The sequence below is a fragment of the Leptolyngbya sp. Heron Island J genome, assembly GCF_000482245.1.
GTDB lineage: Bacteria > Cyanobacteriota > Cyanobacteriia > Phormidesmidales > Phormidesmidaceae > Leptothoe.
Window position 1 is genome coordinate 21,218 of sequence record NZ_AWNH01000113.1, and the last position, 12,183, is coordinate 33,400.

The 12,183-nt window shown below is 47.0% G+C and carries 11 protein-coding genes; 8 read left to right on the forward strand and 3 right to left on the reverse strand.

Annotated features, from left to right (window positions below; all coding sequences use genetic code 11):
- Positions 1 to 241: 241 nt before the first annotated feature.
- Positions 242 to 1,906 (forward strand): hypothetical protein, encoded by a 1,665-nt coding sequence (locus N836_RS70145; RefSeq protein WP_023076648.1) that lies wholly within the window; start codon positions 242 to 244, stop codon positions 1,904 to 1,906.
- Between the two features lie 229 nt (positions 1,907 to 2,135).
- On the opposite strand, the gene N836_RS70150 is transcribed toward N836_RS70145, so the two are convergent.
- The 3 genes from N836_RS70150 to N836_RS70155 form a co-directional block, all read right to left on the reverse strand.
- The gene (locus N836_RS70150) at positions 2,136 to 2,798 is read right to left on the reverse strand and encodes a SprT-like domain-containing protein (RefSeq protein WP_023076650.1); all 663 of its coding nucleotides are present in this window, start codon (positions 2,796 to 2,798) and stop codon (positions 2,136 to 2,138) included.
- Positions 2,799 to 2,970: 172 nt separating this feature from the next.
- Positions 2,971 to 3,408 carry a hypothetical protein gene (locus N836_RS0139775; RefSeq protein ID WP_006513347.1) on the reverse strand — a complete coding sequence of 146 codons (438 nt, stop codon included), beginning with the start codon at positions 3,406 to 3,408 and terminating at the stop codon, positions 2,971 to 2,973.
- Positions 3,409 to 4,320: 912 nt separating this feature from the next.
- A complete protein-coding gene (locus N836_RS70155; protein ID WP_023076653.1) occupies positions 4,321 to 5,319 on the reverse strand; it encodes a membrane protein in 999 nt (332 codons plus the stop codon).
- A gap of 586 nt (positions 5,320 to 5,905) precedes the next feature.
- Here N836_RS70155 and N836_RS70160 point away from each other — a divergent pair.
- From N836_RS70160 to N836_RS70190, 7 genes are all read left to right on the forward strand, one after another.
- Entirely contained in the window at positions 5,906 to 6,433 is a 528-nt protein-coding gene (locus tag N836_RS70160; protein WP_023076654.1) for a hypothetical protein, read from the forward strand.
- An 8-nt stretch (positions 6,434 to 6,441) separates the two neighbouring features.
- Positions 6,442 to 7,008, forward strand: a complete 567-nt coding sequence (locus tag N836_RS70165) for a nc domain-containing protein (RefSeq protein WP_023076655.1) — start codon at positions 6,442 to 6,444, stop codon at positions 7,006 to 7,008.
- A complete protein-coding gene (locus N836_RS70170; RefSeq protein ID WP_235071191.1) occupies positions 6,980 to 7,894 on the forward strand; it encodes a hypothetical protein in 915 nt (304 codons plus the stop codon). Before N836_RS70165 ends, N836_RS70170 begins: the two co-directional genes overlap by 29 nt.
- A 15-nt stretch (positions 7,895 to 7,909) precedes the next feature.
- Positions 7,910 to 9,352, forward strand: coding sequence for a hypothetical protein (locus N836_RS70175; RefSeq protein WP_023076657.1), 1,443 nt, complete (start codon positions 7,910 to 7,912; stop codon positions 9,350 to 9,352).
- 694 nt (positions 9,353 to 10,046) lie between these two features.
- The gene (brxE, locus tag N836_RS70180; RefSeq protein WP_023076658.1) at positions 10,047 to 10,691 is read left to right on the forward strand and encodes a BREX-6 system BrxE protein; all 645 of its coding nucleotides are present in this window, start codon (positions 10,047 to 10,049) and stop codon (positions 10,689 to 10,691) included.
- Positions 10,681 to 11,517, forward strand: coding sequence for a BrxA family protein (locus N836_RS70185; RefSeq protein WP_023076659.1), 837 nt, complete (start codon positions 10,681 to 10,683; stop codon positions 11,515 to 11,517). Before brxE ends, N836_RS70185 begins: the two co-directional genes overlap by 11 nt.
- A complete protein-coding gene (locus N836_RS70190; RefSeq protein ID WP_023076660.1) occupies positions 11,514 to 12,155 on the forward strand; it encodes a BREX protein BrxB domain-containing protein in 642 nt (213 codons plus the stop codon). The genes N836_RS70185 and N836_RS70190 overlap by 4 nt, the downstream gene beginning before the upstream one ends.
- The last annotated feature ends 28 nt before the right edge of the window (positions 12,156 to 12,183 follow it).

The window sequence follows — 12,183 nt, forward strand, 5'->3', positions numbered from 1 at the left end:
TGCGATTTTGGCAACTTTATTCAGTCGCAGAGAACAGCCAAAACCATTGACTGAATCCATCCCTGCACTCTCGGTAGTGTCGGGATAGGAACTTGTAATAGCTTTACCACTACTGGTAGTGGAAGAGCGTTTTCTTTACAACCTATTCCTTGATCCCTGGCGCTCCAAGCGGGGTAAGAGGCTTCCATTGCAGATAATTGCCTCCTGCTTCGTGTCGTGAAGTGGCAATGGGTTTTAAAGAGTGAAGACACAGAGCATACCTGCTTCTACCTTTGTAGAAGAGCAGGATAATCCTCTCTTAGAAATATTCAAGCATCGATACGATTTCATTTACGCAAACCATCCACAACCAGGCGAAAAACCGATCTGGTTTACCGAGGATCGGCATCCGCTCTCAGATCGACTTATTGAGCAGGGCAGTTATTTATATGGAGTAAGGTTCGGCCCCACAACGAGCTATGCACTCATCGATATTGACACCGACTCGGCCTATCACCCAAAGAGAGATCCCTTAGCACTCAATAGAATCCAATCAACACTGGAAAAAACGATGGGGATCGTTACCTCGGTAACGTGTCAGAGTTCTTACAGTCAAGGTCTCCACTTATATTTACCGCTCGCCCAGGAGTTTACTTCCTGGGAACTGGGGATAGCCCTTACCTGTGTTCTTGAAAATGCAGGGTTTTCCGTTTCGGCTGGCCAGCTCGAAGTATTTCCGAATGCTCGTCACTTTGGAAGTGACGGCCAGTTAAACTTATTTAACGGCCATAGGCTTCCATGCTTTAAGCACGGCTTCTGCTTACTTAATGATGAACTGGAACCAATCATCAACGGAGACGAAGACACATTTATTCGGCATTGGAAATTTACTCAAGTAAAAAACGATCTAACCCCGAAAAAACTCAAGAAAGTTCTTAAGACTGCCTACCGAAAAACTTATCGCATCTCCAGCAAGGCAGAAAAGTTTCTCAACGACTTAAAAGTAGAAATTGAATATGGATGGACAGGCGCTGGACAAACCAATCGCCTTCTCGGACGCATCGTCATGTTCTACTTCGTCTTCGGCCATGTTCTTGGCGCAAGCGAGCCACTTAAAGGGGAGACGCTAGAAAAAAAAGTCGTAGAAGTTGCAAGACAGCTCCCAGGCTTTGAAGAATTTTGTAATCATCAACATGAACTGGAAAGTCGAGTCAGTGAATGGGTCTCCTGCATAGAAAATAGCCACTACTATCACTACGGCTACGACTCAATTCCGAAAACTGACCTGGACAAGACAGATAAACGAGCTGAGAGAAATAAACAGATAGAAACCGAAGCGAGACAACGAATCAACGGCGGAGTCAAAAAACTTCTCGAAGAAAGCTCTCTCCCGTCAGGCATTACTGCCAGACACAACGCATTGACAGCGCAAGGGATTAGTAGCCAAACACTATACAAGCATCGCGATTTATGGCACCCAAAACATATACAGACCGTAGACGCGGCACAAGTACAACTAGATTGTAATGCTGAATTTTGTGAAGGCCCCTCTGTGAGGGGAGCAGGGGCCTTCACAAAATCACAGTCAAGCTTATTATCGCCTATAGAGTGTGATTCCTTTGAACACAACAACTCCAGCGATCAACAAAATAATAACAAAACCGATCTTGAGTGTAATCAGCCAACCAATCAGGCTTCTACGCCTCTAACACCAGAAGAAAAGGTCCAAACGATCAAAGATGACATTAGAAAGGCGCTGGCCTTTGAGCAACGACGACGCCAGAATCAGCAGACTACCTGCAATCAATCGGATACCGCACGGATAGAGCATTCATATAGGGCACGAATGGAGCAGTGGCGCGACTCAGGCGATCCTATCTTGAGTGCAGAAGCGAAGAAATGGTTTGAGCAGAATGGGGAAACGTAAGGATTGAGAAGGCAGTGGCCAGACTTGACCAGAGTTTTCTCATTTCAAAAGGGTGGAGTAATGTCCTCCACAGCAATCAACCGCAGAGAAAATCTTTTGCAGTTTACAGCAAGAACTTTTTGCTGTAAACTGCATGACCTCATAAGATTGCTGTCCTGGTTGCTGGCAAAGACCAATGAGATCTCCAGGCCGAAGGCCCTTTATCACTTTGTCCTTCGAGGAATCCGGTTTATTCATCATCTTCATCCTGCGTCTCAGCAACTAACAGAATGACACAATCACCACAAATGAGACGAGTCTTCGGTTTTGCCCAGGCATTGGTGCCACATTGAGGGCAAGAATATTTTGTTTTGCTGGCTCCCTTTTTAGCCTTCAGACGAAGGCGCTCTTTACTGTGTACCTCTACGTAAGGCAGAGTTACCCCTTGGGCAATCAGCTCCTTACAGCAGGTATCAAAGGCGGAGCCTTTGATAATGTAGTGTGTCATTTTGGAGCCAGTCACTTTACCGCCAGGGGCTCCCGTCGAGGTAGGCATAAGCCCGATAGATTTCATTTTCTGAGCCCATTCCTTATTATGGTAGCCATTCTTACTGGGCTTACCGTGCCGAAACTGCCACAGGTGAACCATTTCATGGGCCAGGGTAGAAAGAATTTCCTCAACCGATCTGCTCTTAAAATGGGCTGGGTTCAGGGCGATCTCATCAGTAGTTTCGCCGCCATCACGAGTAGTAAACCGCTGGCCTGCAAAATACCCGTAGGCACCTCGTTTCCGCTGCATGGTGATCAGGCACCCTGGCAAAGCGTTACGAAAGAGCTTGGCATTGAAGTATGCATAGGCTCTATTTAGTTCGTCATAGGTTCGTTTTGTAGGAGTTGCAGCCGTTACCGTCATCGGGATGGCTCATTTCAGAGTTAATCAATCGTACGATTTAAATGCTAGAGTATGCCCGATTGAGCTTCAATAAGTAACTTAATTGATTAGTTTAATCGTACGATTTAATTCTGAGAATCAGAGATGATTACGGTGGTTACTGGCGCTTGTATAAAGATGAATCCTAACTCAGCTACCAGGGCAAACGATTTCGGGTCTTCTTAGACTCATCCCTAACAATATTGAGAATCGCTTCGTTAACCGCTTCTTGCTCTTGATGAGGCAGACTGCCAATCCACCTTTCGAGTTCTACAGCGGTGAGCACTTCGTTAGCCATGTATGCCTGCTGAACTATTTCAGGCAAAGTTGATCGGTCTCTACGTTTTCCACCAGTTGCCTTGTACAGTTCACGGACTCCACACCCGAAAAGTTCAGCGGTTTCTTCTTGTACGGCATCGTTATAACAGTCACCACCGTTAGCCTTGATGCTATCAGTGAAGCGTTTGAATATCTTTCCCCCATCAGTCCTACCTCGTTTGTCAGGTAGCCTCTCTGAATCACCTGATAGGGTTAATTGATGCTCCGATGGTTGCGTTTCCTGCTCCTGTCGCCAAAAGTCTAAGAACCCCATTATTTTTTACGTCCTCGCGTTCTTCGGTAGTGAAATCATCAGTCGTAAATACAACCTCTAACCCATGACGGATGATGTCTAAACCATCCTCGAACATTAGGAACTCATCTAAAATCTGATGTCTGTATGGGTAAAGCGAATCGGACTCGCGGAAATTCAACCCGTGGGTGATCAACATATGGGAATCGAGCGTTGTTTCATACAGCCAGGTGGAGTACAACCGGCACAACGCATTGATCCAAGTTCGCTTATACCGTCGATCTCCGTAACTACGAATTTCAGACACGTAATTTTGCAGCGGACTGGTCAATTCACCTTTCCAAGAATTGAGCTTCCGCCAAAGTTTGAATACCTGGTCTTTTAGCGCATACATCTTCATGGGCCAAGTATACCAAACGCTGAAACGTCGAGGCTACGTTACTTCGAAGTGTAAAGCAAATGACCTGTAACACCCTGAAAACTACTTTATTCCCGATTTAGGCAATACATTTGCCACACTTTTACACTACGAATTTATAGCATTTGAATTGCGACCAATGGGGTGATACGCCCCCACTGAATTACCCCTTTTTATTTAGCCTGGATAAGCAGACATTCAGTGTGATCGCAAACAGCTTGCGTTTTGTGCAATTCAAAACCGTAGGTTTTTCACCGAGTCCCCAGACCCATTGCCCCGACCTTGACGAAAATGAGCCATAAGGATGAAAGCATTGCCCAGTAGTAGTTACAAGCCTCAAAATTAAGCAGTCTCAGAAAAAGTACCAACTAACAGACGTTTCAACACTAGAAAGTGATTCATTAGGAGCAGTTGCGTCGCTTTGGCAGCGGATCACCTTTCCTGTGAGTACCTATGCCTAGTTGCGTTGCGCAGCGGGTCAATGATTGCTGCAGATGCCCAGGCTATTCCATGACTTATAGCTCTTCTATCTGGTAGCCCTGACTTTTAGCAATTTCAAGAATCGGACCAATATTTCCAATCCCCCACTGGTTACAGACAGCAATTGTATGATTATCTTCAGTAGTGAGTAATTGCTCCTCATCTAAAAAATAGCGCTTACGGCCTCCCTTTTCCTGGGCTCTTTCAAGTAGAGCTACAACACCATAACTACTGTGAATTTCATTTGGAAATACATGTTGTAATTCGTCGAAAGTTGTACCTGGGTGAGTTTCAAAATAGTGTGTAACAATAGCCAGGACGAGCTGCCGCTTATTGAAGATATTTCCAAGAAACTGATACTTAGTATTGTCTTTACTAGACTTAGCTGCAGCACGCTTAGCCTCTGCCTGTTCTCGTACCTTAACCTGATATTCTTCCGCTTCTGGTAGAGGGATAATTTGTTCAATATTAAGTAGGAGTTCGTCCTCAAGTTTATAGGGCTGTAGGCGAACGCAACGAATATCCAAGTCGCGTTCATTTAGCCACATCACGGCGGTAGTCAGCTCCTTAGAAAAATTGCTTGATGCTAGTACAATCCTTGTATCTGTAGGGAATTGCTCCTCTAATGGATTGCTCCAGTCCAAAAAATTGAGGATTTCTGCTTCAGCATCATTCTCAACACCACGCTTGTCGAGATACTGTTGATAAATTTCAGCAGCTCTTTTGAATGTCAATGTAGAAACCATTGCAGCATAGCGTAAGGCCTGAAGCTCCATATGTGCGCCAGTTTCATCTCGCTTCAGTTCGATGACGACAAGATTTGCTTGTTTGTCGATGCCAAGAAGGTCAATTCTTCTAGCTCCCTCAGTCCATCCTGAGAATTCTTCTGCAATCACCAAAGTGTCTGGAGAGATGACGTTGATTTTATCTCTTAAGGCAGCTTGGAGATCAGAACGTTCTTGGATTCCCTCTGCTCCAAACTGAGTAGTCTTGATCTCAGAAATCTTTTTATCTCTGAAAGTATAGATGGGCATAGAGGGTGGTGAAACTATATGACAAACGTAATGTGGTGACGCTTAAGGGGCTGGGATATGGAAGTCGAGGGTCTTCATTCCGTTAGATCAATATCCTTATGCCTTTCGGATGAACAGTACAGTAATTTTTTACTAGACAATCCACAATATACCCATGTCGTATCTCGCCGATATACGCCTAATGTATAGAATCAAGTAAATTTCGATCGTTAGTGCTATCTTTATAAACCGAGTGTGCCAGTTGCCCAAACCCCTGATCGCACCGTGCCCTCTCAAAATCCTGGACTAATTGCTAGAACCCTTGCCAATATTGAGGTACAGTCGAAAATGAAGGTTGAGTAGTTGCCTATGGGTGCAACTTTGATACATCAATCAGCCCAACTGCAATTGCCTCAGCCTCGCAAACATCTTTATCACCTCTTTACACGATGCACGCTAAGTACCATAAACCTTACTGATCTCAGAGTATTGAGTAGTAAAGGTAATTAACTGCCTGGGCATTCTGTAGGCAGACTGTTGAACATCACCCTTCAGGGGCTGTAATTTCAAATCTCCCGAATAGGCTTATTTCTTTTGGATTATTCAGGTGTCTAATCAACCTCAACCCTCTAAAGCTCAGGCCAATCTGCAAATTACCCTCTGGAATAAGCAAGCTGAAGCAACATCCGACGATGATCTCTACATTCGGATTCAAAAACTTGGCTTTTCAGAAGAAATCGTCTCCAGACTACACGACCTTGTCACCAAAGTTCAGGACATCGCTGGCAAAGTCATTCGCATTGGAAAAATGGTACTTATCAAAATCCTTGATTTTGTCGAAGAACATTTTTTCCTGGTTGCAGGTATAGGAATCGGAGCAATCCTAGGTGCAGCCATCTTCGGCCTTATGACTTCTATTCCCTTCATCGGCCCGCTGCTTGCGCCGATCTCAAAAATCATTGGTATTTCCTTGAATGTAGCCGGAGCCATCGCCGGACATCAACTGGACCAGATCATTCCCGATGTCGGGAAAAACCTCAGAGAAATTGTTGAAGCCTTCTTCAGTTTATTTGCTCAAATCCTCAACACAGTATTTGGAACTGACAACCAACCATATGCCGTCAACGCAATCTAGGAGGCGGCATGTCTACTAAAAAAGTCAGTAAAAAAGAACTGATCAAAGCGATCGAGCAGCTAGAAAAAAATCCTCATGACCGCATCAGAATTTTAGGCGAAATCGGGGTGGCAGGCATTGGCGCTGCTGGCGCGGGTGCATTTGCTGCTGTTGTCAGCGCTAGTTCAACGGCCATCCCGATTTATACAGCCCTGACTGGAGCAGTCTTAACAGCTGCGGCTCCAGTCACACTTGTCGCAGGCGCAGCGGTAGCAGGCGGTTTGGCAACCTATGGAGTAGCAAAATTAATTAAGAATGGAGCAACTCAAGAAGCTAAGCGGCAAGAAATGAAAAAGCGCTTAGAGGAAAGACTCCGTAATCTTGAAGCAAAAGAGCGTCATTCAGCAATTACTCCAAAAGATAAGGACGCCTTCATTGTTTTCCTGAAGCCTCTCTTGGAGCACAATCTAGTGACGGCTGAAATAGCCCAACAACTTATTGAATCTATCGAGTCAGGTCAGATGCCATTAGAGGAAACTTATAAGTTGCTCTACGACATCATTAGTGATGCCAAAGGACTGCCGCCTGGTAAATAAAGCTCGCCATCCTTCATCACGCTCAGCATTTTCCGATATGTTTAATCACAAAGCGAAAAAGCAAGCGCTCAAATATCTTGAAAAGACTCAGAAATCCTATGAAGCATGGGTTTCAAAAATCACTCAAACAGCCCAAGAACTTTTTGCCCTGAGAGTCGCAACTGCTGAAGAAATCATTCGGGCCTGCGAAGACTACATCAATACCCTCGCTAACTCACCTAAGGAGTTCGACAAATCCGTAATAGAGTATAAAGTCGAATATCAGCAATTTCGAGATTTGAGCCGTCAGATCGAGATTGAAGTCAAGAAACAAGCCCGAGTTCGCAAATCAACTGTCGGAGCAGGTGTTGCCACTGGTGCTGGCGTTGCCGCTTTTGGCCCCTCTGCGGCCATGGCCGTTGCCACTACCTTCGGCACGGCTTCTACTGGCACTGCCATCTCAACTCTTTCTGGGGCCGCCGCGACCAATGCAGCATTGGCATGGTTGGGCGGCGGTGCGCTCACTGCCGGTGGAGCTGGGATGGCTGGGGGACAAACACTCTTAGCTTTAGCAGGACCAGTAGGATGGACTATTGGTAGTTTGGCGATCGTGGGCGGTGCTGCTTTGAGCAATAACCAAAACAAGAAGGCTGCAAAAGAGGCAACCAAATATGCCACGCAATTGAAAGCTGAAATCCACAAGCTCGAAGCCGCTGACAAAGAAGTTAAAGCTCTCTCAAGCCTGACTCAAAGACACGCTGACGGTATACGATCTCATCTCACCAAGCTTACAACAGAGGCACCTTCGGACTACCTCCAATTCTCCAAAGATCAGAAAGAGCTGTTAGGGGTATTAATCAATAGCGTTCACGCTCTGTCATGTCTCCTCAAGAAGAAAATTGCCTAATAAGAGGTTGTCACTATGAAGGAAAACCATCATCAGACAACCCAGCTCATAGGGGGCATTGTCGAAGTAGCCAACCGACAGCGCCTCACAGACCTCCAGGAAGCTTTAGTCACACAAGAACAAGCACTCACCGACGCACTTCAAGAAATCCAGAAAGTACACGAATTTGTAGGCACCCCTGAGAAAATCCTAGGTAATCACTTAACCAAGCATGGCGAAATTGCGGAACAAGTTGAAGTTGGCATTCGTAATGCTCGGGATCTCATCGAGCAAAAGCCTCCCACAGCGACCTTTGAGACCGTTGGGCGTACAGCTCCAGCCGACTACCTCATAGATGGCGTCGAGGTGCAATCCAAGTTCATTAATGGGGCAACCAAAAACCTTGACCATGTGTTAAAGCATATGAACAAGTATCAGAATTTTGGTCGTGACGGTTCCTACTATCACATTCCCCAAGACCATTATGACGTCATTGAAAAGATCCTCAAGGGAGAGTCGGGCGATGGCTTAGCTGCCAAAACAGTTCGCAAGATTCAGGGGCAAATTCAGGAGGTTGAACAAACTACTGGTAGACCCTTCACGACAGTGGTCAAACCAGGCGTCTCCTCCTACGCTGAAGTTCAGCAGGGCAAGATTCACGGAACGCTAGAAAAACACGAGGACGCTATTCGAGATCGCGATGCTGACCAGAGAAGTGCCATTGAAATAGAGCATCAAGCGAGTATCAACGAAATGGCCCAGGTGGCATTCAAAGGGGCTGCAATCGGGGCTGGACTTAAAGTCACTTTCAAACTTATCGAGAAAGTTAGAGAAGGCAAAAACCCCTTCAAAGGAGATTTTCGGATAAAGGACTGGCAAGATATTGGCATCTCTGCCGCTCAAGGAAGTGCTATGGGAAGCGTTTCCGGTGCCTCTATCTATGCGATGACGAGTTTCGCCAATCTTTCAGCACCCCTGGCGGGTGCCATCCTCAGTGCTGGCTATTCGGTTGCAAGTCTGGCTAATAGCTACCGTAAGGGAGAGATCGATCTTGATGAATTTCTGGATTTAGGGCAGCTGGCCTGTGCAGAATCAGCCATGGTGGCTGTGGGAGCCGCAATCGGCCAGTCGACCATTCCTATGCCGGTGATTGGCGCAGTCGTTGGCACGATTGCTAGTCGATTAGTGATCGACTTTGGCAAGAAGTACCTGACCAATGAATCTGACCAACTAGAAGTCTGGATGACACAATACCAGGCTCAATGGACAAAGCGAATTGATGCGGCTTATCACGCTGTTCTCCAGCAAATTACGGCTGAGTTTGAGAAGCTGGGCAATTTAATGGTTTCAGCATTCGACGAGAGTAAAAATACCGCGCTCAGATTACAGGCCAGTATCGACCTCGCTAGAGTCTTCGGCGTGGTAGAAGGCTCAATCATCCACAACACCGATGAGTTAGATGAATTCATGCTGGCTTGAGCAAAGTCAATTTAGAGGTTAAATGATGAGTCGTGCAATAACTCACGCCAAGACAGAATCGATGCTTCACTCGATGTCTTATTGGTGTAGATGATAACTTCAGCTAACATGATTTTCCTACCCATTTGGTTTCTGGGCACCGCAATTAATCAAAATAACTGGCTAAGATTTGCCTAGAAGTTGGCAAACTGCGATTGCAAATTTAGTCAACACACTTTCACTGACCATAATCCTCGTGTTTGCTTGAACATAGAAGTTCCTTCGCAGCAACAACACCAAGGCAATTTCAACAATCTTCCCTTGCCTATTTGACTAAGACCAACGACAACATTGCTTATATCCACTGCAAGTACTTTCAGACACAAGATGAAGCCACTCATCATTGGGCTGATTTGAGAGCGAAATCCTCAACACCATACATGAGATCGCACCCCAAAAACCAAACGTGAGATCGCACTCCCCAAAAAACAAAATCATTCCTATCAAACAGCAAGCCCTATTGATATTGGGAGCATAATCTAGCGGATTCGGTCCAATTATCTTCTTTAGAACAATTGCACTATAGCCATGTCAGCCATTTGGCCTGTATATCAACCTTTTTTGAATTTTCTTGCCGAAGGGTGTACCCATCTTTTGGAACGTGGGGAATACCCTTTAGGATACATCTTGGTTTAAATCGCTAAGGAATGACTGGATGGGCAACGTTGACCCCACAACTCAAGAGCTAACGCTGTCCAAGCAACCTATTGCTGACTCGGTGTTGGACAGCATTTTAGTTTGGCAATTTGTGGTGGCTTGGGCGGGGGAAAGCCTGTGTGAGCCGTCAAGGCTGGGCTGGTGGCGAACGGACTTGATTGATAAAGATGGTGGTGGGGACTTTTTGCAGCGGCTATTGCCAAAGACCTATCTATGGGCGTCTTTAGAAGCGGTACGGGAAGCTGCGATCCGAACCGATCAGCAAAAGCGACAGCGGTTGGCCCAGGCAGACCAGGTGAATACGCTGTTTTTCTGGGGGTTTGAGCTAGATGAAAAGCTCCAGGATCGGCTGGCAGTGCATAAGCGTGGTCAGAAGTCTCCGGCAGACCGTTTGGATTTGCCGTTGGAGCTGGGGGCAGAGTTTGACCCGGCAGACTTGAAAGCTGTGCTCACTAGACCAGGCAGTGATAATGGTAAGGGCTATAAGCTGGTGAGTGAAGGCAGAGCTATGCAGGGAGTACCACCCCAGTCATTAGACCTGAGAGCTAAACATCTGGCGGCAGCTCTACTGCCCTTTACTGATAGCTACCCCATGCCGTTCTATCCGATGGTGGCAGACCGGGAGGCAAACCATGGGAAGTAAAGCTGGACCTGGCAATGTGATGGCTGTGTCTCAAGACTTGTCTAGCGCTTCATCTTGCTATGGCGCTGAAAGCACAGAATTCCATTCCCGATTGTTGCGGGTGTCTATGGCCTTAGACGAAAGTCGAGCCTATTGGGAGCATGTTTTGCCGGATAGTCCTAAGGCCAAACGGGCGGAGCAGGCTTTTGAGGGGCGCTGGTTTGGCAGTAAGAGTATGGAGCGGGTGAAGCGGCTGCTGGCAGACCTTAACCGTCGCTATGATGGCATCGCCCTGGAGGTACTGACCCAGTGGCAGCCCAAGAACCCGGTGACGCGGCAAAATATTTGCCATTGGCACCTCCAGCTGACGGACCCGATGTACCGGGCTTTTACGGGGGTGTTTTTAGAGCAGCGGCGGGCAGACTCAACGGCCACGATTGATCGGGATATTGCGGCGCGGTGGGTGAACGAAAATCTGGAAACGGAATGGGCGACGGCGACGGTACTCCGCATGGCAACGGCCCTGATTACCTGTGCCACGGCGGCGGGTCTGTGTAAGCAGGCTCCAGGGAATCGGCCTTTGATATATCCCCAGGTGACGGATGAGGCCCTGGCCTACTGGTTTTATTTATTTCGGTATGTGCAGTTTGAGGGGACGCTGCTGGCAAATCCCTATCTGGCTTCGGTGGGGCTACAGGGCAGTTTTTTAGAAGAACGGTTGCCCACCTTGCCGGGTCTGAAGTTTAGCCGTATGGGGGATTTACATGAATTTGACTGGCAGTATGCTGACCTGAGCAGTTGGGCAAGGGGAGAGCTGGATAGTGCAACCAAGGAGGATAGGCCATGACGAATGGGTCCCTATTTGAAACGGCCTCCTTAGACCGGGCGGTACATGATCTTAAAAAGGACTTGCTGGACGAGGCCGGTCCCCGCATTAGCACCATGCGTAACTATCGGTTTGCCATTCTGACCTATGACCCACGCCATGAGTTTAAGCTGCGTCAGCGGATTCGGTCTTTAAGTGATGAACTGACGGCGCTGGGATGGCATGTGGACTCCATTTCATTGCTACAGCTGCTGTTGAATCGGCTTAAGTCAGAGGACCCTTGGGTATTAGAAAGCATCATTGACATGGAAAAATACCTCCATGAACAAGAACCAGAACTTGGCTTAAATCATCTCAAAGATAAGCTTACTAACTACATCGAAGGGCCAGACGGCATCGCTAAGGATGTAGTGGCGTGGATTGATGATTTTGCTGAGAAAAATCCCAACCAGGCAAATCACACTCTCATTTTTCTGGGTCGTACCGGAGCGTTGTACCCCTTCTTTCGGTCGTCGGCCTTGCTCAAACATATCGACGGCAAGACTCAGAATTTGCCTGTGGTGGTGCTGTATCCCGGTAGCCGTAACGACCTGCAGTCCCTCAGTTTTATGGAGGAGCTGGAAGCTGACCGAGACTACCGTCCCAGGGTTTATTCCTAGCTGCTTGCGTTATTTCTAAATCCCTTAT